A 25583-nucleotide genomic window follows, 5' to 3' on the forward strand; every position below is an offset into this window, starting at 1 on the left:
GATATCTCAGGAAGGTGTGCCGTGGGCGTCCCGCACATATCGAACCGGTCCGGGCGACAGCCGGAGAGGTGGTCCCGGCGCGGGATACTCGCCGCCCTGGGTGCCGTACCGGCGGCCTTCGTCCTGACGGGCTGCAGCGGATCGGCGGACGCCTCGGAGGGGACGTCGACCGCGTCCGCCCAAGCTGCCGCGAAGAAGGCGGCCATCACGGTCACCCCCGCCGACGGGACCAGGAAGGCCGACTTCGACGGTCCCGTCGAGGTCACCGTGACCGACGGCACCCTGGCCTCCGTGAAAGTGACCGGCAACGACGGCTCCACGCTGGCCGGATCGCTCAACGGCGCGAAGACCACATGGACTTCGACGACGAACCCGTACTCGGGCACCAGGTACACGGTCGCGGTCACGGCACAGGACGGCACCGAGGACACGGCGACCTTCACCACGAAGTCCCCCGGCGAGACGTTCGTGGGCTGGTTCACCCCCGAGGCGAACACCACCTCCGGCGTCGGCATGCCGGTCTCCATCAACTTCTCGCACGCCGTGTCCGACAGGGCCGCCGTCCAGAAGGCGATCACCGTGACCGCCGAACCCGCGGTCGAGATCGTGGGCCACTGGTTCAGCGACACCCGGCTCGACTTCCGGCCCGAGACCTACTGGGCGGCCGGCACGAAGATCACGCTCGGCCTGCGGCTCAAGGACGTCCAGGGCACCGCCGGGGTCTACGGCGTGCAGTCCAAGGACGTCACCTTCCACATCGGCCGCGAGCAGATCAGCACGGTCGACCTGTCCACCAAGGAGATGGTGGTGAAGAGGGACGGCGAGACGATCGCCACCTACCCCGTCTCCGGCGGCGACTCCGACCACACCACCTGGTCCGGGATCATGGTGATCAGCGAACGGTTCAAGCAGACCCGCATGCAGTCCTCGACGGTCGGCCTCGGCGACGAGTACGACATCTCCGACGTCCCGCACGCCCAGCGCCTGACCACTTCCGGCACCTTCGTGCACGGCAACTACTGGGCGTCCACCTCGGTGTTCGGCAGCCGGAACACCAGCCACGGCTGCGTCGGCCTGCACGACGCCAAGGGCGCGAACGACAGCTCCGTGGACGGCTACAAGTTCTACGAGAGCTCCCTGCTCGGCGATGTCGTGATCGTGAAGAACTCCGGCGACAAGACCGTGGAACCGTCGAACGGGCTCAACGGCTGGAACCTGTCGTGGTCGGACTGGAAGGCGGGCAGCGCGGTCTGAAGGGCGTCAGAGCAACCTGGCGAGGGCTTCGGCGGAGGGACTCGAGGGCACCGCCTGGTAGACGATGATCACCTGCTGCTCCGTGCCCCCGACGGTGAGCGCCTGCCGCCGCAGGGCGAGCTCCCCGACGTGCGGGTGCGCGAACCGTTTCAGTTCGTCGCGGGAGGGCCGCGCGTCGTACCGCTCCCAGAGGCCGCGGAAGTCCGCGTCGCTCTCCAGCTCGGCCACGAGCCGCGCGGTCACGGGGTCGCGTGGGTCGGCCTCGGCACGCAGGGCCGCGACGGTCTGCGCGGCGATCTCCGGCCAGTCGGGGAACAGCCGGCGGGCCGCGGGGCCGAGGAACATGTCCCGGACCAGGTTGTGCCCGGGCTCGTACATCGGCGCGAGCGCGCGGGCCCACTTGTTGGCGGCCAGCACCTCGAACCGCCGGTTGCGCACATACGCCGGTGTGCCCACCCACCCGTCGAGCAACTGGTGCAGATCCGGGGCGACTTCGGTCTCCACCGGCGGTACGGGATCCGGGGCGGCGAGCGCGAACAGATGCGCGCGGGTGTCGTCGTCCAGTTCCAGCGCCCGCGCGAGCGCCCGCAGCACCTGCGGCGAGGGATGCCGGTCCACGCCCTGTTCCAGCCGGGTCAGATACGGCTCGCTGATGCCCGCCAGCCGGGCCAGCTCGTCCCGGCGCAGTCCCGCGACCCGGCGTCTTCCGTGGGCGGGCAGATCCGCGCGCGAGGGCGGGACCCGTCCCCGCCTTGCCTTCAGGAACTCTCCGAGCGCGTTGTCGGCCGCCATGGCCGAAGGGTAACCCTGCGGGGGTGCTGGCTGCCGTCCGGTGGGAGGCGCAGGGTCGAGGGCATGAAGAAGACCTGGTTCATCACCGGCGCGTCCCGCGGCTTCGGCCGGATCTGGGCGGAGGCCGCGCTTTCCCGAGGCGACCGGGTGGCCGCCACCGCCCGCCGCCCCGAGTCCCTCGAGCCCCTCGTCGACACCTACGGGGACAGCGTCCTGCCCCTCGCCCTCGACGTCACCGACCGGGCGGCCGCCTTCGCCGCCGTCCGACGGGCCGCCGACGCCTTCGGCCGCCTCGACGTGGTCGTCAACAACGCGGGCTACGGCCTGTTCGGGATGGTCGAGGAGACCAGCGAGGAGCAGGCCCGCGCCCAGCTGGACACGAACGTGCTCGGCCCGCTGTGGGTGACACAGGCGGTCCTGCCCCTCCTGCGTGCCCAGCGCGGCGGGCACATCCTGCAGGTGTCCAGCATCGGCGGCCTGGCCGCCTTCCCCTCCCTGGGCCTCTACAACGCCTCCAAGTGGGCGCTGGAGGGCATGAGCGAGGCGCTCGCCCAGGAGGTCGGTCCGCTCGGCGTCCGCGTCACCATCGTCGAACCCGGCCCCTACGGCACCGACTGGTCCGGCTCCTCCGCGGTGCACGCCGAGCCCCTCGCCGCCTACGAGCCGATCCGTGAGGCCCGCCGGGCCGGTGCCGGCGCCCGGGCGCCCCAGGATCCGCAGACCACCGCCGAGGTCATCCTCGAACTGGTCGACACGGACGAGCCGCCCCTGCGCCTGTTCCTGGGCACCTACCCCTATCCGGTCGTGGAAGCCTCCTACCGCAGGCGACTGGACACCTGGAACACCTGGCGGCCACTCGCCGCCAGGGCCTGACGCGGACGTGCGGGCCGGCGCCTCGGCGGTGGCCGAGGCGCACGGCCCCGATCCGCACCCTTCACTGGGTGAACTCACCTGCGCCGCAGCGACTTTCACTGTTTCACCTCTTGACGACCGGAGTGGCCGAGAGCACATTGGGCGCACTTTGAGAGCGCTCTCAGACCGCGCTCGAAGGGCACCCCCGCACTCGCACCACCACTCCGTACTCGAGAGGCAGCACCCCCATGAGTGAAACCTCCGGCATACCCAGACGGCGGCGAGCCCTCGTCGCCGTGCTGAGCACCCTCGGTCTGGCCGCCGCCCTCGCGACGGCCGCGACCCTCCCCGCCGACGCCTCCGCCCCCACCCCTCCCACGGGCTGGTCGCAGGTCTTCCTCGACGACTTCAACGGTTCCGCCGGAACCGGCGTGAACACCTCCAACTGGCAGTACGCGACCGGCACTTCCTATCCGGGCGGTCCCGCCCACTGGGGCACCGGCGAGGTCGAGACGATGACCAACAGCACCAGCAACGTGGCGCTGGACGGCAACGGCAACCTGCGCATCACGCCCCTTCGCGACGCGGCCGGCAACTGGACCTCGGGCCGTATCGAGACCAACCGCACCGACTTCCAGCCCCCGTCCGGCGGCAAGCTGCGCGTCGAGGCGCGCATCCAGATGCCCAACGTCACCGGCACCGCGGCCGAGGGCTACTGGCCGGCGTTCTGGGCACTGGGCGCGCCCTACCGCGGCAACTACCAGAACTGGCCGAGCGTCGGTGAGCTGGACATCATGGAGAACGTCCAGGGCATGAACCGCGTGTGGGCCACGATGCACTGCGGCACCAACCCGGGCGGCCCGTGCAACGAGACGACGGGCATCGGCAACAACGTCGCCTGTCCGGGCTCGACCTGCCAGTCGGCGTTCCACACCTACACCATGGAGTGGGACCGCTCGGTGAGCCCCGAGACGATCCGCTTCTTCGTGGACGGCACCCAGTTCCACTCGGTCAACGCGAGCCAGATGGACGCGACGACCTGGGCCAATGCCACGGGCCACGGCTTCTTCCTCATCCTCAACGTGGCGATGGGCGGCGCCTTCCCGGACGCGCTCGGCGGCGGCCTCGACTCCGGCACCCAGTCCAGCGTGCCCATGACCGTCGACTACGTCCAGGTGCTGTCGGCGAGTGGGAGCGGTACCACGCCTCCGCCCACGGGCGGCGTCGACGCCTACGGCACCATTCAGGCGGAGTCGTACAACAGCCAGAGTGGCGTGAGCGCCGAGGCCACGACGGACTCCGGTGGCGGCCAGGACATCGGCTCGCTCGCGAACGGTGACTGGGCGCTCTACCAGAACGTCAACTTCGGTTCCACGGCGGCGACTCAGTTCGTGGCGCGCGTGGCGAGCGGCGCGGCGGGCGGCGTCAGCGGTCTGGTCGAGGTGCGCCTGGACAGCCGTACCGCCACTCCGGTCGGCAGCTTCTCGATCGCCAACACGGGTGGCTGGCAGTCCTGGAGAACGGTCCCGGCGAACATGAGCGCCGTCACCGGCACGCACAACGTGTATCTGGCCTTCACCAGCGGCCAGTCGGCCGACTTCGTGAACGTGAACTGGTTCAACTTCGGTCACTGACCGGTGTGTTGACGCTGCCCCGCGAGTCCTGTGCGGTCTCGCGGGGCGGCGTTCCGTCACCCCAGGTAGGCGGGGGCGACGGCGGAGGTCATCAGGCGGCGGGCCGTGCCGGTGCCGTCGGCGGGGACGGTCCACAGGTCGGAGCCGTAGTCGCCGGGGAGGGCGTAGACGAGGGTGTCGTCGTCGGCCCACAGGGCCTGGTCGTCGATGTCGCGCGACTCGGCGGTCGGGGTCTCCTTCATGGTGTGCAGGTTCAGGACGTACAGCCGCCAAGGGGCGTCGGGCGAGGCCCCCTTGACGCGCTTCTTGTAGGCGACGCGGGTGCCGTCGGGTGAGAGGGAGGGGCATTCGACGTTGCGGTGCAGGGTGGTGAGCGTGCGCGCGGTGACGTCGCCCCGCACGAGATACGTCCGGCCACCCGTCGCCAGCGTGGCGTAGAAGCGGTTGTCGTCGGCGAAGGTGACGCCCCAGACGTTGGTGTCGGCGGCTCGGTAGGTCCGGCCGTCCTTGACGATGTGGAAGGTCTCCAGGTTGTCGTCGATCGCCCAGGTGCGGGTGTCGACGACGGCCGTGCGGGTGGAGAAATTCGTTCCGGCGTACGAGTCCCCGCTGACGAACACCGTCCAGGCGACCATGCGTCCGGAGGGCGAGACCCGGGCCCGGGTGGGGATGCCGGCCGCCGGGAAGCGGTGGCGTTCGCGCAGGTGCGCGTCGAGCACCACCGCGCGGTAGGTGTCCTGCAGCGCGCCGTGCACGGCCTGGAGGCAGACGCCGGTGCCGGCGGCCGCGTGGAAGCGCAGGCACTTCACCCCCGAAGCGGTGCGCGGGCCCTCGGGATCGTCGGCGGGGACGGTGGCGATCTCGTCGCGGTGCGGACCCCAGGCCAGATTGCGTACCAGCAGGCGGCGCCCTGCCGTCGGCCGCAGCGAGACGGTGCCGGCCCGGACGGTCGGACCGTTCGCCTGCTGCTGGTCCTTCATGCCCGAGCGGTGGGCGGCGTACAGCACCGACCCGGTGCCGACCGCGCCGAGCAGCAGGACAGCGGCGAGCAGGATCGACAGACGGGCGGTTCTGGTCACGCGGACACCTCATCGGCGGTACGGAGAAGGAACGAGGCCACGACGGCGCTGACGGCCAGTGCGGCGGCGGTGACGGCGAGGGCGGTCCGCTCGCCCCACAGGCTCCAGGCCGCGCCGAAGGCGAGCGAGCAGGCGAACCGGGCCAGCGCCTGGGCGGTGCCGACGAGTGCCTGCCCGGCGCCCTGGTGGCGTGCCGGGACGGTTCCCGCCGTAGCGGCCGCGAGTACGCCGTCGGTGGCCGCGTAGAAGGTGCCGTGCAGGACGAGGACGGCGATCACGGCCGGGACGCCGTGCCGGGGGGAGAGCACCACGCCGTAGCCGAGCAGCAGGACGCCGTGGCCGGCCAGGAAGAGCCGGCGACGGTCGACGCGGTCGGCGAGCGCGCCGAGTGGGACGGCCAGCAGCAGGAAGACGGCTGCCGTGCCCAGCGGCAGCAGCGGGAACAGATGGGCGGGCAGGTTCCCTTCGCGCTGGAGCAGGAGGTAGAGGAAGGAGTCGCTGACGGTGGTGAGACCGAGGAGGGTGGCGCACACGGTGAGGCGGCGCAGGTCGGGGCGGCGCAGCAGGGCGAGCGAGTCGCGCAGTGCCGGGGGCCGTTCGGGACGGCGTTCGGCATCGGCATCGGCATCGGCGAGGGTGACGCGGCGGGGCACGAACAGCAGCAGGACCAGGACACCGAGCGCGGCCACGCAGCCGCTGACCGCGAAGACCGCGTCGTAGCCGTCGACGGTGGCCCGCAGTACGGCGAACGCGACGAGCGGGCCGAGCAGCGCGCCGGTGGTGTCCATGGCGCGGTGCACCCCGAACGCCCGTCCCCGGTGCTCGGGTTCGGTGGACAGCGAGATCATCGCGTCCCGGGGAGCGGTGCGCAGCCCCTTGCCGGTGCGGTCGACCGCGAGGACCGCGCTGATCACGGGGAGGGTGTGGGCGAGCAGCAGCAGCGGCTTGCACACCGCCGACAGGCCGTAGCCGAGGCCCGCCACCACCTTGTGCCGGCGGCCTCCCCGGTCGGCGAGGTGGCCGCCGGCCAGTCGTACCAGGGCCCCGACGCCGTTGTTGATGCCGTCGAGGAGGCCGAAACCGAGGGGGGACAGGCCAAGGGCGGTGACCACGTAGAGCGGCAGGACGGCGGCGACCATCTCCGAGGAGACGTCCGTGATCAGGCTGACCGCGCCCAGGGCCAGCACGGTGGGGGGCACGGCGGCCGGCCGCCGCCCCGGACGGGTGTCCGGGACGACGGCGGCCTCGGTGCCGCGGGAACCCGTGCTCCGGGAGTCCGCGAGGTACACGGGCGTCAGTTCCAGATGCCGGTGATGTCGGAGGCCGAGGCGGCGTTGCCCGCGTGGGCGCTGAGACCGGCCAGGTCCTCCACCGTGCGCAGCACGTTGTAGTGGTTGTAGGTCGTGGAGCTGGAACTGCCGGGGGTGACGTGCTGCCCGTAGAACAGGGTGGGGATGCGGTTGCCGGAGAGCTTGTTGTCCTCGTCGAAGGTGACGGCGAGGATGCTGTTGTGGGTCTTGGCCCAGGTGGCGTAGGCGCCCAGGTTGTTCTTGATCCAGGTGTCGCCCGTGGCGACCGAGCAGTCGTGCATGTCGCTGCACAGGTTCGGGACGACGAAGGACACCTTGGGCAGGGTCGTGTAGTCGGCCGGGAACTGCGCGAAGGTCTTCGCGGTGCTGGTGGGCACGTTGGAGAAGCCGAACCACGGATTGTGCTTCTGCGCGTAGTTGCCGCTGCTGCAGGTCGTCGAACCCTGGCTGGGCAGCGACTCGTTGTAGCTGGCCCAGGTCTTGCCCGCGGCGATCAGCTCGGAGGCGAGGTTGGGCTGGTTGATGGATCCGACACCGACGCAACTGTCGTCGGTACGGCCCTGGTTGGAGCCGGAGAAGAGCATGTAGTAGTTCGGCTCGCTGGGGTGGGTGAGGCCGTAGGACTGGGTGAGGTCGGCGCCACCCGCCTTGAGGGTGTTGTTGAGATAGGGGGCGCTGGAACTGCCGATGACCTGTGAGTAGGCGTGGTTCTCCAGCACCACGACCACGACGTGGTCGGGGGTGGGGAGAGCGGCTGCCTCGGCGGTGGAGGCCGTTGCGGCCCACACGCCGATCGAGGTGGCGGTGAGGGCGAGGGCTCCGGCGAGTGCGGAGAGGGAACGTCGGTTGCGCTGCGGTGCCTTGACGGCGGCCATGACTGTCCTCCGGACAGAGGTGACGGACGTTCGGGGGAGCGGCGCCGCAACCCTAGGAGCCTTCGGCCGGGTCCGCGTGAAGGCCGGGCGAACCGTGGGTTCCGCCGGGCAAAGATCACCCCACGCACAGGTCACGTACAGCAAAGCGCGAGTCAAGTGGCCATCGGACGGGCCGGTTTGACGGGATGTCGTCAGCTCTCGTCGATGAGACAGAACTCGTTGCCCTCGGGATCGGCGAGCACGAGATGGTCCGGGTACCGGTCCCGGACCGTCGCACCGAGCCCGACGAGCCGCTCGGCCTCCGCTTCCCTGTCCGCGGCGGAAAGGTCCAGGTGGACCCGGTTCTTGACGCTCTTGCCCTCCGGCACCAGCTGGAACCACAGCCGGGGCCCGCCCCGCGAGGACTCGACGAGCACGGTCGGGTCGTCCTCGACGTCCGTGATCCCGAGCGACCTGAGCCGGGCCAACTCCTCGTCGTCGTACGGGGCGACGGCGTAGCCGTCCATCGCGGCCGCCCAGAACCGCGCCGTGGCGGCGGGGTGGGCGCAGTCGAAGACGATGTCTCGCAGTCGGGCCATTCGGTCCGCTCCTAGAGAAGTTCCGTCCGGAACGCCGCCGGCGTCATGTCGGTGTGCTGATGGAAGAACTTGGAGAAGTTCGCGGCGTCGGGAAACCCCACCGCCGCCCCCACCCGTCCGATCGGCATGTCCGTGTGGGCGAGCAGCCGCTTCGCCTCCAGCACGACCCGCTTGTCGATGAACCCCTTGGGCGTCTCCCCGGTGGCGGCGCGCACCGCACGCACCAGGGTCCGGCGGGAGTAGCCCAGCGCGTCGGCGTACGCGCTGACGCTGTGGTTCGTGGCGAACCCCTTCTCCACCGCGTCCCGGAACAGCGTGAACGTCGACTCGGTCCGCCGCCCCGCCTCGGCCGAACTCGCGGCGAGGTGGGCCAGGCGCAGCAGGAATGCCGTCAACGAGTGCCGCAGGACCGAGGTGTGCAGGCTCAGCGGGAGGGTCGACGTGTCCTCGTACTCCCGTTGCAGCTGGTCCAGTGAGGCCTTGAGACCCGCCAACTGGGCGCCGGAGGGCCGCAGGAGCGGCGGCAGGTCGTAGCGGTAGAGCCCCGTCGCCTCCACCGTCGACCGCGGCAGGAAGCCCGGTTGCATGGTCAGCACGGTTCCGCGGTACTCGCTCGTCGGCGAGAAGCGGTGGACCTGACCCGGCCGGATCCACAGCAGGTCGTCCGCCGTCGCCTCGTACTCGGCGAAGTCGATCATGTGGCGCACGGGACCGCCGCCGAAGAGCATCACGACATGGAAGTCGATGCGGTGCACCCGCTCCAGCGGGGCATCCGCGTGCCAGGTGCGGCCGGTGCCCATCGGGCCGACCTGCATGCCGACTCCGCCCACGCTCAGCTCTATGGGGAAGGGGAACGTTCTGATCCCGTCCACTCCGCCGTCACCGTCTCCGCCAAGGATGGAACCTTGGGCTGTTCTGTCCGCCATGTCCTTGTCGCGCCGCCTGCCTGGAGCGTTCCGTGTCCCACTTTCACCACAGGCTGACACACGGCGACCTTCCCCCGTAAAAGTCAGACTTTTAAGTTTGAACGCGTCAGACCAGCTACTACGCTCCGATCGAGGACTTCTTGAAGATGAGCACGCAGACACCGGACCGCTTCGAATGGACCGAACTCGACCGGCGTGCCGTCGACACCGCCCGCCTGCTGGCGGCGGATGCCGTGCAGCAGGTCGGGAACGGCCACCCCGGCACCGCGATGGCCCTGGCCCCCGCGGCGTACACGATCTTTCAGAAGGTGATGCGTCATGACCCGGCCGATCCCGAGTGGACCGGGCGCGACCGCTTCGTCCTCTCCCCCGGCCACACCTCGCTGACGCTCTACACCCAGCTCTACCTCTCCGGGTACGAGCTGGAGCTGGACGACCTGAAGGCCTTCCGGACCCACGGCTCCAAGACGCCCGGTCACCCCGAGTACGGGCACACGGCAGGAGTGGAGACGACCACCGGTCCGCTCGGGCAGGGTGTCGCCAACGCCGTCGGCATGGCGATGGCCGCCCGCTACGAGCGCGGCCTCTTCGACCCCGAGGCCCCCGAGGGCGAGTCCCCCTTCGACCACACCATCTGGGCGATCGTCTCCGACGGCGACCTGGAGGAGGGCATCTCCGCCGAGGCCTCCTCCCTCGCGGGCCACCAGAAGCTCGGCAACCTGGTCTTCGTCTACGACGACAACCACATCTCCATCGAGGGCGACACGGCGACCGCGTTCTCCGAGGACGTGCTGAAGCGGTACGAGGCCTACGGCTGGCACACCCAGCGCATCGAGCCCGGCGCCGACGGCGACATCGACGTAGCCGCCCTGTACGCGGCACTGAAGTCCGCGCAGGCCGAGACCGAGCGCCCCTCGATCATCGCGATGCGCACGATCATCGCCTGGCCCGCCCCGAACGCCCAGAACACCGAGGGCGCCCATGGCTCCGCGCTCGGCGCCGACGAGGTCGCCGCCACCAAGCGGGTCCTCGGCTTCGACCCCGAGCGGGCCTTCGAGGTCGCCGACGAGGTGCTGGCCCACTCCCGCAAGGCCCTCGACCGGGGCGCCGAGGCGCACGCCGCCTGGGACAAGCAGATCGCCGGATGGCGCGGTGAGCAGCCCGAGCGGGCCCAGCTCTTCGACCGGATCGTCGCCGGCCAGCTCCCCGAGGGCTGGGAGTCCGCGATCCCGGTCTTCGAGGAGGGCACGTCCGTCGCCACCCGTGCCGCCTCCGGCAAGGTGCTCCAGGCCCTCGGCGCGGTGCTCCCCGAGTTGTGGGGCGGCTCCGCCGACCTCGCCGGCTCGAACAACACGACCATCGACAAGACGAGCTCCTTCCTGCCGAAGGGCAACCCGCTGCCGGAGGCCGACCCCTACGGCCGTACGGTCCACTTCGGCATCCGCGAGCACTCGATGGCCGCGGAGATGAACGGCATCGCGCTGCACGGCAACACCCGTATCTACGGCGGCACCTTCCTGGTGTTCTCCGACTACATGCGCAACGCCGTACGCCTGTCCGCGCTGATGCAGCTGCCCGTCACCTACGTCTGGACGCACGACTCCATCGGCCTCGGCGAGGACGGCCCCACGCACCAGCCGGTCGAGCACCTCGCGTCGCTGCGCGCCATCCCGGGCCTGAACATCGTCCGCCCGGCCGACGCCAACGAGACCGCGACCGCCTGGGCCGAGATCCTCCGCCGGCACGCCACCGACCCGGCCCCGCACGGCCTCGCGCTCACCCGCCAGGGTGTGCCGACGTACGCGCCGAACCCGGACGCGGCCAAGGGCGGGTACGTCCTCGTCGAATCGTCCGGGGAGACGCCCGACGTCGTTCTCATCGCCACCGGCTCCGAGGTCCAGCTCGCCGTCGCCGCGCGGGAGCGGCTGGAGGCCGAGGGGGTCGGTACCCGGGTGGTGTCGATGCCGTCCGTGGAGTGGTTCGAGCAGCAGCCGCGGGAGTACCGGGAGAGCGTCCTTCCGCCGTCCGTGCGAGCCCGTGTCGCGATCGAGGCCGGTATCGGTCTCACGTGGTACCGCTTCGTAGGTGACGCAGGACGCATCGTCTCCCTCGAGCACTTCGGCGCCTCCGCCGACGCGAAGACCCTGTTCGCCGAGTACGGCTTCACCGCCGAGAACGTCGCCGCCGCAGCCCGGGAATCCGTGGCCGCCGCGCGTGGTTGATCCGATCGCCAGAAAGAAGATGATCACAGTGACCGAAGCAACCGCGACCGCGGGAGCACTCAAGCGCCTGTCCGACGAGGGCGTATCCATCTGGCTGGACGACCTGTCGCGGGGACGGATCGAGTCCGGGAACCTCGCCGAACTGGTCGCGACGAAGCACGTGGTGGGTGTCACCACCAACCCGTCGATCTTCCAGGCCGCCATCGGCTCGGGCAAGGGCTACGAGGAGCAGCTGACCGACCTCGCCACCCGGGGCGTGACGGTCGACGAGGCCGTTCGGATGATGACCACGGCCGATGTCCGCGCCGCCGCCGACGTGCTGCGTCCGGTGTACGACGCCACCGGCGGCCGGGACGGCCGGGTCTCCATCGAGGTCGACCCGCGCCTCGCCCACGAGACCCGGGCGACGATCGCGGAGGCCCGGCAGCTCGCCTGGCTCGTCGACCGCCCGAACGTCATGATCAAGATCCCGGCGACCACGGCGGGCCTCCCGGCGATCACCGAGGTCATCGGCCTCGGGATCAGCGTCAACGTCACGCTGATCTTCTCGCTGGAGCGCTACCGCGAGGTCATGGACGCCTACCTGGCGGGTCTGGAGAAGGCCGCGAAGAAGGGCCTCGACCTCTCCACGATCCACTCCGTCGCCTCCTTCTTCGTCTCCCGCGTCGACTCCGAGATCGACAAGCGGCTCACGGTGCTGGGCACGGACGCCGCCCTCGCGCTCAAGGGCAGGGCGGCGCTCGCCAACGCGCGGCTGGCCTACGAGGCGTACGAGGAGGTCTTCTCCGGCGAGCGCTGGAACTCCCTCGGCGGCGCCCGCGCCAACAAGCAGCGCCCGCTGTGGGCCTCGACCGGCGTGAAGGACCCGGCCTACAAGGACACCCTCTACGTCGACGACCTGGTCGCGCCCGGCACGGTCAACACCATGCCGGAGGCCACGCTGAACGCCACCGCCGACCACGGCCGGATCACCGGTGACACGGTGACCGGCGGCTACGCGCAGGCCCGCGCCGACCTGGCCGCCGTGGAGGCGCTGGGGATCTCGTACGACGAGGTCGTGCAGCAGCTGGAGGACGAGGGTGTCGCCAAGTTCGAGGTGGCCTGGCAGGACCTGCTGGACGCCGTCACGAAGTCGCTGAACAGCAAGGGAGTTGACGCGGAATGACCGTCACCGCCGACTGGGAGAACCCGCTGCGCGACGAGCGCGACCGGCGTCTCCCCCGGATCGCCGGACCGTCCGGACTCGTCATCTTCGGGGTCACGGGCGACCTGTCCCGCAAGAAGCTGATGCCGGCCGTCTACGACCTCGCCAACCGCGGCATGCTGCCGCCGGGCTTCTCGCTCGTCGGGTTCGCCCGCCGGGACTGGGAGGACGAGGACTTCGCCCAGATCGTGCACGACTCGGTGCGCGAGCACGCGCGGACCGAGTTCCGTGAGGAGGTCTGGCAGCAGCTCGCCGAGGGGATGCGGTTCATCCCGGGCGACTTCGACGACGACACGGCGTTCAAGCAGCTGCGCCAGACCGTCGATGAGCTGGACAAGGCCCGCGGCACCAGCGGCAACTACGCCTTCTACCTCTCCGTACCGCCGAAGTTCTTCCCGAAGGTCGTCCAGCAGCTCAAGAAGCACGGGCTGGCGAACGCGCCCGAGGGCTCCTGGCGGCGCGCGGTCATCGAGAAGCCCTTCGGCCGCGACCTCAAGAGCGCCCGCGAGCTCAACGCCCTCGTGCACGACGTGTTCGACCCGGACCAGGTCTTCCGCATCGACCACTACCTCGGAAAGGAGACCGTCCAGAACATCCTGGCGCTGCGCTTCGCCAACCAGATGTACGAGCCCATCTGGAACCGGTCGTACGTCGACCACGTGCAGATCACGATGGCCGAGGACATCGGCATCGGCGGCCGGGCCGGCTACTACGACGGCATCGGCGCCGCCCGTGACGTCATCCAGAACCACCTGCTCCAGCTCATGGCCCTCACCGCCATGGAGGAACCGGCCTCCTTCGACGCCGAGTCGCTGCTCACCGAGAAGCTGAAGGTCCTCAGGGCCGTGAAGCTGCCGGAGGACATCGGCGCGCATGCCGTGCGCGGGCAGTACGCGGGTGCCTGGCAGGGCGGCGAGAAGGTGCTCGGATACCTGGAGGAGGAGGGCATCGACCCGGCCTCCACGACGGACACGTACGCGGCCATCAGGCTGAACGTCGACAACCGCCGCTGGGCGGGCGTCCCCTTCTACCTGCGCACCGGCAAGCGGCTCGGCCGCCGGGTCACCGAGATCGCGGTCGTCTTCCAGACGGCCCCGCACTCGCCGTTCGACTCCACGGCCACCGAGGAGCTCGGCTCCAACGCGATCGTCATCCGGGTGCAGCCCGACGAGGGCATGACGGTCCGGTTCGGGTCGAAGGTGCCGGGCACCTCGATGGAGATCCGGGACGTGACGATGGACTTCGCCTACGGCGAGTCGTTCACCGAGTCCAGCCCCGAGGCGTACGAGCGGCTCATCCTGGATGTCCTTCTCGGGGACGCCAACCTGTTCCCCCGCCACCAGGAAGTGGAAGAGTCCTGGAAGATCCTCGACCCGATCGAGGGGCACTGGGCGAACCACGGCCGTCCGGCGCAGTACGCGTCGGGTACCTGGGGACCCGAGGAAGCCGACGAGATGCTCGCACGAGACGGACGGAGCTGGCGCAGGCCATGAAGATCGACCTGACCGACACCACGGCAAGCAAGATCAACAAGGCGCTGGTGCAGGGTCGCCGCGCCATCGGCACACCGGCCGTGGGCATGGTCCTGACGATGGTGATCGTCACGGACGAGGAGAACGCCTACGACGCGATCAAGGCCGCCGAGGAGGCCTCGCACGAGCACCCCTCGCGCACCCTGGTCGTCATCAAGCGGCACGCCCGCACCCCGCGCGACCGCACCAACTCGCACCTCGACGCCGAGGTCCGGGTGGGCGCCGACGCCGGCACCGGCGAGACGGTCGTCCTGCGGACCTACGGCGAGGTCTCCGAGCACGCCGACTCCGTCGTGCTGCCGTTGCTGCTGCCGGACGCCCCGGTCGTCGTGTGGTGGCCGGTGGACGCGCCGGAGAACCCGGCGAAGGACCCGCTGGGCGCTCTGGCCCAGCGCCGGATCACCGATCTGTACGCCGTCGAGAACCCCCTCGACGTCCTCGCGACCCGGGTCCGCTCCTACGCGCCCGGCGACACCGACCTCGCCTGGACCCGGCTGACCCCGTGGCGGTCGATGCTCGCGGCGGCCCTGGACCAGGCCCGCACGGAGATCATCTCCGGGGCCGTGGAGGCCGAGGCCGACAACCCGGCCGCCGAGCTGCTCGCGCGCTGGCTGGAGGCGCGGCTGAAGGTGCGGATCGACCGCGTGGTCACCGCCGGTCCGGTCGTCACGGCCGTCCGCCTGGGCACGGCGAACGGCGAGGTCGTCATCGACCGCCCCGAGGGCCCGCTGGCCACGCTGTCCCTGCCGGGCCAGCCCTCCCGCACCCTCGCGCTGAAGGTCCGCACCACCTCCGAACTCATCGCCGAGGAGCTGCGGCGCCTCGACGCGGACGAGATGTACGCCGTCGCTCTCCGGGGCGAGGCCACCAAGGAGACCCCCTCTCATGTCTGACTCTCCCAAGCTGACGCGCCGCCCCGAGTGGACGGCGCTGGAGGACCACCGCGCCGAGGGCGACCCCCATCTGCGTGAGCTGTTCGCGACGGACCCGGGGCGCGCGGAGCGGTACGTCGTGCGCGTCGGCGATCTGCGCATCGACTACTCCAAGCACCTGATCACCGACGAGACCCTGGCCCTGCTCCAGGAACTGGCCACCGCCACCGACGTGTTCGGGCTGCGGGACGCCATGTTCCGCGGTGAGCGGATCAACCTCACCGAGGACCGGGCGGTGCTGCACACGGCGCTGCGCGCTCCCGCAGGCGCCGTGGTCGAGGTGGACGGGGAGAACGTCGTGCCGCGGGTGCACGCCGTGCTCGACAGGATGAGCGACTTCGCGAACCGGGTCCGCTCCGGCGAGTGGACCGGCCACACCGGCAAGCGCATCAAGAACGTCGTCAACATCGGCATCGGCGGCTCCGACCTCGGTCCCGCGATGGCGTACGAGGCCCTGCGGGCCTACACGGCACGGGAGTTGACCTTCCGTTTCGTGTCCAACGTGGACGGCGCCGACCTGCACGAGGCGGTGCGGGACCTGGACCCGGCGGAGACCCTGTTCATCGTCGCGTCCAAGACCTTCACCACGATCGAGACGATCACCAACGCCACCTCGGCCCGCACCTGGCTGCTCGACGGCCCGGGCGGACTCCGCGACGACAAGGCCGTCGCCAAGCACTTCGTCGCCCTGTCGACGAACGCCGAGAAGGTCACGGACTTCGGCATCGACCCGGACAACATGTTCGAGTTCTGGGACTGGGTCGGCGGCCGCTACTCCTACGACTCGGCGATCGGCCTCTCCCTCATGATCGCCATCGGCCCCGACCACTTCCGGGAGATGCTCGACGGCTTCCGGATCGTCGACGAGCACTTCCAGAACGCGCCCGCCGAGGCCAACGCCCCGCTGATTCTCGGCCTGTTGGGCATCTGGTACGGAAACTTCCACAACGCCCAGTCGCACGCGGTACTGCCGTACTCCCACTACCTGTCGAAGTTCACCGCCTATCTCCAGCAGCTGGACATGGAGTCCAACGGCAAGTCGGTGGACCGTGACGGCAACCCCGTGGAGTGGCAGACAGGGCCGGTGGTGTGGGGCACGCCCGGCACCAACGGGCAGCACGCCTACTACCAGTTGATCCACCAGGGCACCAAGCTCATCCCGGCCGACCTGATCGGCTTCGCCCGCCCGATCGACGAGCTGAGCGACGAACTCAAGGCGCAGCACGACCTGTTGATGGCCAACCTGTTCGCGCAGGGGCAGGCGCTCGCCTTCGGCAAGACCGCGGAGGAGGTCCGCGCGGAGGGGGTCGCCGAGGAGCAGGTGGCGCACCGCACCTTCCGGGGCAACCACCCCACGACCACCATCCTGGCCAAGGAGCTCACCCCGTCGGTCCTCGGCCAGCTGGTCGCCCTCTACGAGCACAAGGTGTTCGTCCAGGGCGCGATCTGGCACATCGACTCCTTCGACCAGTGGGGCGTCGAGCTCGGCAAGGTCCTGGCCCGGCGCGTCGAACCCGCCCTGACCGAGGGCGCAGACGTCCCCGGCCTCGACTCCTCCACCACCGCCCTGGTGGCCGCCTACCGTGAACTGAAGGAAGTGCTCTGACATGACAGCGATGCAGCTCGGCCTCATCGGCCTCGGCAAGATGGGCGGCAACATGCGCGAGCGCATCCGCCGCGCCGGCCACACCGTCATCGGCTACGACCGCAACCCCGACGTCTCCGACGTGGCGAGCCTGTCCGAGCTGGTCGACAAGCTCGAAGCGCCGCGCACGGTGTGGGTGATGGTCCCCGCCGGCGCCGCCACCCAGTCCGTCGTGGACGAGCTCGGCGAGCTCCTCTCCCCCGGTGACACCGTGGTCGACGGCGGCAACTCCCGCTGGAGCGACGACGAGAAGCACGCCGAGGAGCTGGGCGCCAAGGGCATCGGCTTCGTCGACGCCGGTGTCTCCGGCGGCGTGTGGGGCCTCCAGAACGGCTACGCCCTGATGGTCGGCGGTGACAAGGAGCACGTGGACCGGCTCCAGCCGATCTTCCACGCGCTCAAGCCCGAGGGGCCGTACGGCTATGTCCACGCGGGCAAGGTCGGCGCCGGGCACTTCTCCAAGATGGTCCACAACGGCATCGAGTACGCCATGATGCAGGCCTACGCCGAGGGCTGGGAGCTGCTGGAGAAGGTCGAGTCGGTGGACAGCGTCCGGGAGGTGTTCCGCTCCTGGCAGGACGGAACCGTCATCCGCTCCTGGCTGCTCGACCTCGCGGTCAACGCCCTCGACGAGGACGAGCACCTGGACAAGCTCAAGGGGTACGCACAGGACTCCGGCGAGGGCCGCTGGACCGTGGAGGCCGCCGTGGACAACGCGGTGCCGCTGCCGACGATCACCGCCTCGCTCTTCGCACGGTTCGCGTCCCGCCAGGACGACTCCCCACAGATGAAGATGATCGCGGCGCTGCGCAACCAGTTCGGCGGGCACGCCGTCGAAGCGAAGAAGTAGGCGCGCCGTGGGGGATCTTCTTCTGGTCCGCCACGGCGAGACGGAGTGGAGCGTGTCGGGACAGCACACCAGCTGGACCGACCTGCCCCTCACCCAGCACGGCGAGGAACAGGCCAAGTCACTCGCTCCGCTCCTCTCGGGCCGGACCTTCTCGCTCGCGCTGACCAGTCCGCTGGGCCGCGCGATACGCACCGCCGAACTGGCGGGCATCACCGGGGCCTCGACCGACCCCGACCTCCACGAGTGGGACTACGGCGCCTACGAGGGCGTCACCACCGTCGAGATCCACCGCACCCGCCCCGACTGGTACCTGTGGACCGACGGGGTCCCGCCCGGCCCGGAGGGGCACCCCGGCGAGTCCCCCGAGGAGGTCGGCCGGCGCGCCGACCTGGTGCTGGCCCGGGTGGACGCCGCCCTCCCCGAAGGCGATGTGGTCCTGGTGGCCCACGCCCACTTCCTGCGGGTCCTGACGGCCCGCAGGCTCGGGCTGGCCCCGGCGGGGGGCCGGCTGTTCCAGCTGGCGACCGGGACGGTGAGCCGGCTGTCGACGGAACACGAGCGTCCGGTGCTCGCGGAGTGGAACACCAGGGCCTAGCACGGCAGTTGTGGACGGCCCGGGAACACGGACTCCCGGGCCGTCGTCGTCGGCAGGGCCTGTTGACACCGTGACGTGAGCGTTGGAGAGTCACGGCTGATGGCGATCAACAACCTGACCCCGGCCGAACGGCGGGTGTGGCGTGCCTTCCCGAAGGGCGAGGCCGTGGACTTCCGTACGGCCGAGGACGAAGACGTGGCGGACGGCGCCGAGTGGGGTGCCGAACGCACGGTCCGGGCCGCCGTGTTGCGGGCGCTGATGCTCAACGGACCGCAGGAGGACGGGGAGATACCCGCCCTCAAGCTCGCGGGCGCCCGGATCACCGGTGTGCTCGGGCTCCAGTACGGGACGGTCGACCACGCCGTACGCCTCAGCCACTGCCACTTCGACGACGTACCGCTGCTGTACGGCTGCCGGCTGCGCCAGTTGAACCTCAGCAACTCCGTGCTGCCCGGACTGACCGCCGCCACGATGCACGTGGACGCCGTACTGCGGCTGACGGACTGCACGGTGAACGGCCCGGTGCGGCTCGGCGGGGCACAGATCGCCGGAGCGCTGTTCATGGACCGCGCCGAGATCATCGCGGTCGACGCCGGCGAACCCGCGCTGCAGCTCAACCACATGACCATCGGCGACGACCTGTGGGCGCCGGGCCTGCGTGCCCACGGCGAGGTCCGCCTCAACGGCGCCACCGTCGCCGGTTCCGTCAACCTCATCGACGCCCGGCTCAGCCACCCCGGCGACATCGTCCTCGACGCGCAGACCCTCGTCGTGGAGGGCGACGTCCATCTGCGGCGGGTGCACACCTTCGGCTGGATCGGCCTGCGGGGCGCACGGATCGCGGGCCGGCTCGACTTCTCGTACGCGCACCTGTCGAACCCGGGCGACGCGGCGCTCAGGGCGAACAGTTCCACCATCGGGGAGCTCTGGCTGCGCAAGGGGCCGCCCATCCAGGGCACCCTGAGCCTGCGCCGCGCCCAGATCGACGACCTGTTCCTGGAACCCGAGGTGGTGCCGGACGAGGTCCAGTTCAACAAGCTCGTCTACACCTCGCTCACCCCCCAGGAGCCCGCCGACCGCCGCCTACCGATGCTGGAGCGGGACCGCGAGGGCTATGTCCCGCACGCCTACGAGCAGTTGACCGCCGCCTACCGCCGCATCGGCGACGACCGGGCCGCTCGGCTGGTCCAGCTCGCCAAGCAGCGTCGCCACCGCGCCACGCTCGCCTGGTACGGGCGGCTGTGGGGCCACGTCCAGGACGCCACCGTCGGCTACGGCTTCCACCCCCTGCGGGCCTGTGTCTGGCTGGTCTCCCTGCTCGCCGTCGGCACGGTCGCCTACGGCCTCCACCACCCGCCACCGCTCAAGGCGGACGAGGCCCCGCACTTCAACGCGCTGTTCTACACCCTCGACCTGCTGCTGCCGGTGATCTCCTTCGGCCAGGAGAGCGCCTTCGCCCCGCAGGGGTGGTACCAGTCGCTGTCGTACGCGCTGGTCATCGCGGGCTGGATCCTCGCGACGACGGTCTTCGCCGGTGTGACGCGGACCGTCAACCGCCAATGATCCCGGGTTACTTGGGGGCGCCGACCACGCCCGCCAGTTCCGCGATGTCCCCGAGCATCCGCGCCGCGTCCGGCTCCCGCCCGGTGAATTGCCGGAACGCGTCCGCGGCCTGGAAGACGGCCATCCCGCCCCCGTCCAGAGTGGCGCAGCCGAGCGCACGGGCGGTCCGGAGCAGCTCCGTCTCCAGCGGGCGGTAGACCACCTCGGCGACCCACAGCTCGGGGCGGAGCAGGTCGGCCGGGAAGGGCAGGCCGGGGTGGGCGGCCATGCCGGTGGGGGTGGCGTGCACAATGCCGTCGGTGTCGGCGAGCAGCCGCGGCAGTCGGTCGGGGGTGGCCGCGGCCGCCCGGCCCTCGCCGAAGTGACGGTTCAGCGAGGCCGCGAGCTCCGCAGCCCGGTCGGCGAGCGCGTCGACGACGGTGACCCGCCCGGCGCCCAGGGTGAGCATGGCGTGCGCGACGGCCGCTCCCGCGCCGCCCGCCCCCAGCTGCACGACCCGTTCGAGCGGCACGTCGGGCAGCCCGCGCGCGAAGGACGCCGCGAAACCGGTGACGTCGGTGTTGTGGCCGGTCGCCCGGCCGTTCTCGAAGACCACGGTGTTGACCGCGCCGAGCGCCTCGGCCTGCGGAGCGAGCGCGTCCAGGTGCCCGATGACCAGCTGCTTGCACGGGTGGGTGATGTTCAGCCCGTCGAAGCCCAGGTCACGGGCGGCCCGCACCAGATCGCCGACCGCCTCGGGGCGCACCCCGAGCACGTCGATGTCGATGAGCCGGTACACATAGCGCAGGCCCTGCCGGTCCGCCTCCCGCTCGTGCAGCGCCGGGCTCAGCGAGGGGCCGATGCCGGCGCCGATCAGTCCGACGAGAAACGAGTCCTTGGCCACGCGGACCTCCTGAGGCGAGCCTTAATGTACGAACCAGTACGTTAGCTATATCAGCCGGGCTGCCGCCGGGGAAGACTCCCGCCGCGCCTTCTAGAATCTGCGGCACCGGCCGCACTCCCGAAGGAACCCGATGACCAGCGTCGACGAACCGGCACGACCGAACGGGCGGATCCGCGACGCCGCCCGCACCCAGGCCGAGATCCTCGACGTGGCGACCCAGGAGTTCGCGCGGGCCGGCTACGACGGGGCCCGCGTCGACGAGATCGCCGCCCGCACCCGCACCACCAAGCGGATGATCTACTACTACTTCGGCGGCAAGGAACAGCTGTTCACGGCCGTCCTGGAGCGGGCGTACACCGTGATCCGCGAGGCCGAGCAGGAGCTGGACGTCGAGCACCTGGACCCGGTCGCGGCGATCCGGCGCCTGGCCGAGGTGACCTTCGACCACCATGAGCAGCACCCGGACTTCATCCGCCTGGTCAGCATCGAGAACATCCACGGGGCCGAGCACATCGCCGCCTCCGAGAAGCTCGGGAAGATCGGCTCGCCCGCGCTCGACGTGATCCGCCGCATCCTGGCCTCGGGGCAGGAGTCCGGTCTGTTCACCGCCGACGTGGACGCGGTCGACCTGCACGCGATGATCAGTTCGTTCTGCTTCTTCCGGGTCGCCAACCGGCACACCTTCGGCGCGCTGTTCGGGCGTGATCTGGTCGCCGCCGAGCAGCGGGAGCACTACCGGACCATGTTGGGAGACATGGTGATCGCCTACCTGACGGCGGACCGCGCGGCGGAGTGACCCGGCACGTCGCGACCCCTTGACACCCGGGAAACGCGGGCGCACCATCCTCGGCAACCGCTACTAACTACCCAGTGGGTTAATTAGCTGGGTAGCTCCCGGAGTCCCCCCGAAGGAGCAACGCCGTGTCCGTCCCCGCCGAAGCCGTCGGGCAGCCGAAGAAGGCGGCGACCGCCGCCTGGATCGGCAGCGCCCTGGAGTACTACGACTTCTTCATCTACGGCAGTGCCGCAGCCCTGATCTTCCCGAAGGTGTTCTTCGACGAGTCCGACCCGGCCACCGCGACCCTGCTGTCGCTGGCCACGTTCGGTGTCGCCTACGCGGCCCGGCCGGTCGGCGCGCTCTTCCTCGGGCATTTCGGCGACCGGGTCGGCCGTAAGAAGATCATGGTCTTCACGCTGATTCTGATGGGCCTGTCGACGTTCCTCATCGGCTGTCTGCCGAGCCGCCACCAGGTCGGCACCCTCGCCCCGGTCCTGTTGGTCCTGTGCCGCGTCCTCCAGGGCATCTCCGCGGCCGGTGAGCAGGCCAGCGCCAACTCCATGAGCCTGGAACACGCGCCGGCGCACCGACGGGGCTTCTTCACGAGCTTCACGCTCAGCGGCACACAGGGCGGACAGCTGCTCGCCACACTGGTCTTCCTACCGGTCGCGGCGCTGCCCGAGGACCAGTTGCTGTCCTGGGGCTGGCGGGTGCCGTTCTGGCTGAGCGTGGCGGTCGCCGTGGTCGGCTTCGTCATCCGCCGCAAGCTGGACGAGACGCCGGCGTTCGAGCAGCAGGCCGCCTCCGAGGGTGTCCCGAAGCTTCCGCTGGTGGTCCTGCTGCGCGAGCACTGGGCCGATGTGCTCCGGGTGATCGGGGGCGCGCTGATCGCCTCGGTCTCCACGATCTTCACGGTGTGGGCGCTGGCGTACGCCACGAGCGACGCGGTCGGGATGAGCCGTTCCTCGATGCTGTGGGTGGGCGCGCTGGCCAACCTCGTCGCGCTCGCCGCGATCCCGCTGTGGGCCACGCTGTCGGACCGCATCGGCCGGCGTCCGGTCTTCCTGATCGGCGCGGCGGGCAGCGCGGTGACGATGTTCCTCTACCTCTGGGCGATCTCCACGGGCAACTACCCGCTGACACTGCTGCTCGGCATCGTCGCCTTCGGCGTCGTCTACAGCGCCGCGAACGGGGTCTGGCCGTCCTTCTACGGCGAGATGTTCTCCACCAGGGTCCGGCTGTCGGGCATGGCGATCGGCACGCAGATCGGTTTCGCGGTGGCCGGTTTCGCGGTCACCTTCGCGGCACGGATCGCGGGCCCCGACGGCACCGACTGGTCCTCGGTGGCGCTCTTCACCGCGGCCCTGTGCGTCCCCCCGTTGATCGCCGCCCTGACGGCCCGCGAGACCCACAAGGTCCCCACGGAGAACCTCGGCGAACGCTCCGGTCAGGAGGCGCCGCGCCCGGAGAAGGTGACGGCCTGACCCTCCTCCCCTCCGCCCTCCCCCACGTCGAGCCCCCGGGCGCCCTGCCGGCACCGGGGGCTCGGGCCCGCCCGCTTCTCCACGCCTACGCGTTCGACCAGCCCCGCGTGCACAGCACCAGCCGGTACCCGTCCGGGTCCTCCACCGTGACGCCCCACTCGTTCCAGTACGGGTTCGGCGACGACACCCGTTTGCCGCCGCGGGCCTCGAGGCGGGCCACGAGGTCCTCCGGTACGGGCCCGTCGACGTAGATCACCAACAGGTCCTCCTCGGTGGGGCGGGGTTCGACCGGACGGCCCTGCTCGTGGACGAGTTCCAGGTGCCAGCCGGCGTCCGGCCACCCGAGCATCAGCAGGTCGTGCTCGCCGGGTTCGGGACCGCCCTCGGCACGCCACACGACACCGAGGCCGAGCCCCTCGACCCAGAACCGCTCGGCGGCGGCCAGGTCCCGGGACGGGCGGGCGATGCGGATGTGGCTGCGGCCGTTGACCGGCATGGTGACCTCTTCCCCTCGGTGTGCCGGTCAGCGTAGGCAGCCCCTGATCGCCGGCACATCGGCCAAGCGCCCTGCTCCCCGGGTCGTAGGACCACTCCCGCGTCCACGCACCGTTGACAGCCGACTTTTCCGGCAAGAACATCGGCACGAACAAGCAGAACAGACGCCGACGTCGTACGCCCACCCGCACAGACCACCGCGCACTCCGGCCGGATTCAGGGGCGGCCGGGGTGCGCGGGGTGTCCCGTCGGTCAGCCGCGGTCCGTCCGGGCCGCAATCCCGTACGCCCGCTCCACCCGCAACCGCAGCACCAGCCGCCGGTCACGGACCATCGCCGCGCGGTAGTCGTCCCAGTCGGGGTGCTCGCCCTGGACGTCCCGGTACAGGCGGACGAGTTCCTCGACCGTGTCGTCGTGCGGGTCGTTCGCCACGGGAGTGAGGTCGGCCGTGCCCTCGGCGACCGTGTACGCCCATCGGTCCGACGTCGTCACGTGGTACGAGGCGCGGGGGTCCCGGCGCAGGTTGCGGGTCTTGGCGCGGTCGTCGGTGAGGGAGACCCGGATGATCCGCTCGTCGGGGTAGTAGGCGTGGCTGACGTTCGACAGCTGGGGCCGGCCGTCGCGCTTGAGGGTGACCAGCACCCCGCCGTGGCCCTCGGAAAGCAGCCGGAGCAGTGCGTCCTGCGTCGCGTCCTGAGTCATGCCAGGATCAACCGGCCCGGCCGCACGCGGCATTCCCGCGACCGGCGATTCGCCGCCGACCCGCGTCTCGTCGCGGTTTCCTGAGCGACGATGATGTCTGAGGTGGTCCGGGCCGGGTATATCGGTCCGCACCTCGACGGATGCGACGGAGGAGAGCGATGGCACAGCTTCGGCAAGAGGTCGATCCCGCTGAGGTGGGGCTGGACGGCAAGGCGCTGGACCGCCTCGACCAGCATTTCGCCCACTACGTCGACGAGGGCCGGATGCCCGGCTTCCTGGTGTCGGTCGCCCGAGGCGGACGCGTCGCCCACCTCACCACGCACGGCCACCGTGACCTCGCGGCCGGCCTGCCGGTCGAGCCCGACACCCTGTGGCGGATCTACTCGATGACCAAACCGGTCACCTCGGTGGCCGCCCTCCTGCTGGTCGAGGAAGGACGGCTGTCGCTGGACGACCCGGTCGCCGAGTATCTGCCGGCGTTCGCGGAGCCCCGGGTCTACGTGGACGGTTCCGGCGAAAGCCTCACCACGCGCCCCGCCGACGGTCCGATCCTGGTCCGGCATCTGATGACCCACACCGCCGGTCTGACCTTCGCCTTCTACCACTGTCACCCGGTCGACGCCCTCTACCGCGAGGCCGGTCTGGAGTCGTCCGTGCTGCCGGGCTCCGACCTCGCCGAGACCGTCGCCGTGTACGCGAGCCTGCCGCTGCAGTTCGAGCCGGGCACGCAGTGGAACTACTCGGTCGCCTCCAACGTCCTGGGCCGGGTCATCGAGATCGCGTCCGGCCAGACCCTCGACGCCTTCCTCGCCGAGCGCGTCCTCGGGCCGCTCGGGATGACCGACGCCGGCTTCTGGGTGCCGGACGAACAGACGGACAGGCTCTCGGAGTTGTACGGCGAGAAGGACGACGGCACGATCGAGCCGGTCCCCGGACTGCCGCTGCGGGGCCGCCCCCGCCTGCTGTCCGGCAGCGGTGGCATGGTGGCGTCCGCGCACGACGTGCACCGCTTCGCGGAGCTGCTGCGCCGCCGCGGCGAACTGGACGGCACCCGTCTGCTGTCCGCCGAGACGGTGGACCTGATGACCGCCAACCACCTCCCGGGCGGCGCCGACCTGCGCGCCTTCGGCGCCAAACCCGCCCACGACGAGCCCGGCAACGACGGCGTCGGCTTCGGCCTCGGCGTCTCCGTGGTGACCGACCCGGCCCGCACCCTGGCCCCTTCCGGCCTCGGCTCCTACGGCTGGAGCGGGGCGGCGTCCACGACCTTCTGGGTCGACCCGGGCCGCGATCTGACCGTGCAGTTCTTCACCCAGGTGCGGCCCAAAACGCTGAAGCTGTTTCCCGACCTCAAGCGGCTGGTCCACGAGGCGGTCGTGGACTAGGCGACCCGGGTCG

At 70.7% G+C, this 25583-nt stretch carries 23 protein-coding genes; 14 read left to right on the plus strand and 9 right to left on the minus strand.

Going from position 1 to position 25583, the window contains the following annotated elements:
* The first annotated feature begins 21 nt into the window (after positions 1–21).
* Positions 22–1254 carry a L,D-transpeptidase gene (locus tag OG841_RS08375; RefSeq protein WP_371564264.1) on the plus strand — a complete coding sequence of 411 codons (1233 nt, stop codon included), beginning with the start codon at positions 22–24 and terminating at the stop codon, positions 1252–1254.
* A gap of 6 nt (positions 1255–1260) precedes the next feature.
* On the opposite strand, the gene OG841_RS08380 is transcribed toward OG841_RS08375, so the two are convergent.
* Positions 1261–2046: a helix-turn-helix domain-containing protein gene (locus OG841_RS08380; protein WP_328642019.1), complete on the minus strand. Its 786-nt coding sequence runs from the start codon at positions 2044–2046 to the stop codon at positions 1261–1263.
* Between the two features lie 63 nt (positions 2047–2109).
* Between OG841_RS08380 and OG841_RS08385 the strand changes: the two genes are divergently transcribed.
* A complete protein-coding gene (locus OG841_RS08385) occupies positions 2110–2919 on the plus strand; it encodes an SDR family NAD(P)-dependent oxidoreductase (protein ID WP_371564266.1) in 810 nt (269 codons plus the stop codon).
* Positions 2920–3146: 227 nt separating this feature from the next.
* Positions 3147–4532 (plus strand): glycoside hydrolase family 16 protein, encoded by a 1386-nt coding sequence (locus OG841_RS08390; protein ID WP_365122251.1) that lies wholly within the window; start codon positions 3147–3149, stop codon positions 4530–4532.
* 56 nt (positions 4533–4588) lie between these two features.
* Here OG841_RS08390 and OG841_RS08395 read toward each other — a convergent pair whose 3' ends face one another.
* The 5 genes from OG841_RS08395 to OG841_RS08415 form a co-directional block, all read right to left on the minus strand.
* Positions 4589–5611 (minus strand): TolB family protein, encoded by a 1023-nt coding sequence (locus tag OG841_RS08395; protein ID WP_328642016.1) that lies wholly within the window; start codon positions 5609–5611, stop codon positions 4589–4591.
* Complete coding sequence (locus OG841_RS08400) at positions 5608–6900, minus strand: MFS transporter (protein WP_371564269.1); 1293 nt, start codon at positions 6898–6900, stop codon at positions 5608–5610. Before OG841_RS08400 ends, OG841_RS08395 begins: the two co-directional genes overlap by 4 nt.
* Positions 6901–6905: 5 nt before the next feature.
* A complete protein-coding gene (locus OG841_RS08405) occupies positions 6906–7796 on the minus strand; it encodes an alkaline phosphatase family protein (protein ID WP_328642014.1) in 891 nt (296 codons plus the stop codon).
* Positions 7797–7987: 191 nt separating this feature from the next.
* Positions 7988–8374: a VOC family protein gene (locus OG841_RS08410; RefSeq protein WP_328642013.1), complete on the minus strand. Its 387-nt coding sequence runs from the start codon at positions 8372–8374 to the stop codon at positions 7988–7990.
* A gap of 11 nt (positions 8375–8385) precedes the next feature.
* The gene (locus OG841_RS08415) at positions 8386–9300 is read right to left on the minus strand and encodes a helix-turn-helix transcriptional regulator (RefSeq protein WP_371564272.1); all 915 of its coding nucleotides are present in this window, start codon (positions 9298–9300) and stop codon (positions 8386–8388) included.
* A 146-nt stretch (positions 9301–9446) separates the two neighbouring features.
* Between OG841_RS08415 and tkt the strand changes: the two genes are divergently transcribed.
* The 8 genes from tkt to OG841_RS08455 all read left to right on the plus strand — a co-directional run bounded on the left by tkt (position 9447) and on the right by OG841_RS08455 (position 19843).
* The gene (gene tkt, locus OG841_RS08420) at positions 9447–11522 is read left to right on the plus strand and encodes a transketolase (RefSeq protein WP_328642011.1); all 2076 of its coding nucleotides are present in this window, start codon (positions 9447–9449) and stop codon (positions 11520–11522) included.
* Between the two features lie 19 nt (positions 11523–11541).
* Positions 11542–12687, plus strand: a complete 1146-nt coding sequence (tal, locus tag OG841_RS08425; RefSeq protein WP_328642010.1) for a transaldolase — start codon at positions 11542–11544, stop codon at positions 12685–12687.
* Positions 12684–14219 (plus strand): glucose-6-phosphate dehydrogenase, encoded by a 1536-nt coding sequence (gene zwf, locus OG841_RS08430; protein WP_328642009.1) that lies wholly within the window; start codon positions 12684–12686, stop codon positions 14217–14219. The genes tal and zwf overlap by 4 nt, the downstream gene beginning before the upstream one ends.
* Positions 14216–15151 carry a glucose-6-phosphate dehydrogenase assembly protein OpcA gene (opcA, locus tag OG841_RS08435; RefSeq protein WP_328642008.1) on the plus strand — a complete coding sequence of 312 codons (936 nt, stop codon included), beginning with the start codon at positions 14216–14218 and terminating at the stop codon, positions 15149–15151. Before zwf ends, opcA begins: the two co-directional genes overlap by 4 nt.
* A complete protein-coding gene (gene pgi / locus OG841_RS08440) occupies positions 15144–16796 on the plus strand; it encodes a glucose-6-phosphate isomerase (protein ID WP_328642007.1) in 1653 nt (550 codons plus the stop codon). Before opcA ends, pgi begins: the two co-directional genes overlap by 8 nt.
* 10 nt (positions 16797–16806) lie before the next feature.
* Positions 16807–17685, plus strand: a complete 879-nt coding sequence (gene gnd, locus OG841_RS08445) for a phosphogluconate dehydrogenase (NAD(+)-dependent, decarboxylating) (protein WP_280863733.1) — start codon at positions 16807–16809, stop codon at positions 17683–17685.
* A gap of 7 nt (positions 17686–17692) precedes the next feature.
* Positions 17693–18280: a histidine phosphatase family protein gene (locus OG841_RS08450; RefSeq protein ID WP_371564275.1), complete on the plus strand. Its 588-nt coding sequence runs from the start codon at positions 17693–17695 to the stop codon at positions 18278–18280.
* Positions 18281–18379: 99 nt separating this feature from the next.
* Positions 18380–19843 (plus strand): membrane-associated oxidoreductase, encoded by a 1464-nt coding sequence (locus OG841_RS08455; protein WP_328642005.1) that lies wholly within the window; start codon positions 18380–18382, stop codon positions 19841–19843.
* Positions 19844–19850: 7 nt separating this feature from the next.
* Here OG841_RS08455 and OG841_RS08460 read toward each other — a convergent pair whose 3' ends face one another.
* On the minus strand, positions 19851–20726 hold the full coding sequence (locus OG841_RS08460; RefSeq protein WP_328642004.1) for a shikimate dehydrogenase: 876 nt from the start codon (positions 20724–20726) through the stop codon (positions 19851–19853).
* Positions 20727–20856: 130 nt separating this feature from the next.
* Here OG841_RS08460 and OG841_RS08465 point away from each other — a divergent pair, with 130 nt between their 5' ends.
* Together OG841_RS08465 and OG841_RS08470 are read left to right on the plus strand one after the other, a co-directional pair.
* On the plus strand, positions 20857–21522 hold the full coding sequence (locus OG841_RS08465) for a TetR/AcrR family transcriptional regulator (RefSeq protein WP_328642003.1): 666 nt from the start codon (positions 20857–20859) through the stop codon (positions 21520–21522).
* Between the two features lie 125 nt (positions 21523–21647).
* Positions 21648–22988: an MFS transporter gene (locus tag OG841_RS08470; protein ID WP_328642002.1), complete on the plus strand. Its 1341-nt coding sequence runs from the start codon at positions 21648–21650 to the stop codon at positions 22986–22988.
* 85 nt (positions 22989–23073) lie between these two features.
* Here OG841_RS08470 and OG841_RS08475 read toward each other — a convergent pair whose 3' ends face one another.
* Complete coding sequence (locus tag OG841_RS08475) at positions 23074–23484, minus strand: VOC family protein (protein ID WP_328642001.1); 411 nt, start codon at positions 23482–23484, stop codon at positions 23074–23076.
* A gap of 251 nt (positions 23485–23735) precedes the next feature.
* Positions 23736–24185: a PPOX class F420-dependent oxidoreductase gene (locus tag OG841_RS08480; protein ID WP_328642000.1), complete on the minus strand. Its 450-nt coding sequence runs from the start codon at positions 24183–24185 to the stop codon at positions 23736–23738.
* Positions 24186–24343: 158 nt separating this feature from the next.
* Here OG841_RS08480 and OG841_RS08485 point away from each other — a divergent pair, with 158 nt between their 5' ends.
* The gene (locus tag OG841_RS08485) at positions 24344–25570 is read left to right on the plus strand and encodes a serine hydrolase domain-containing protein (RefSeq protein WP_371564278.1); all 1227 of its coding nucleotides are present in this window, start codon (positions 24344–24346) and stop codon (positions 25568–25570) included.
* Positions 25571–25583 lie beyond the last annotated feature (13 nt).

The organism is Streptomyces canus (assembly GCF_041435015.1).
GTDB lineage: Bacteria > Actinomycetota > Actinomycetes > Streptomycetales > Streptomycetaceae > Streptomyces > Streptomyces canus_G.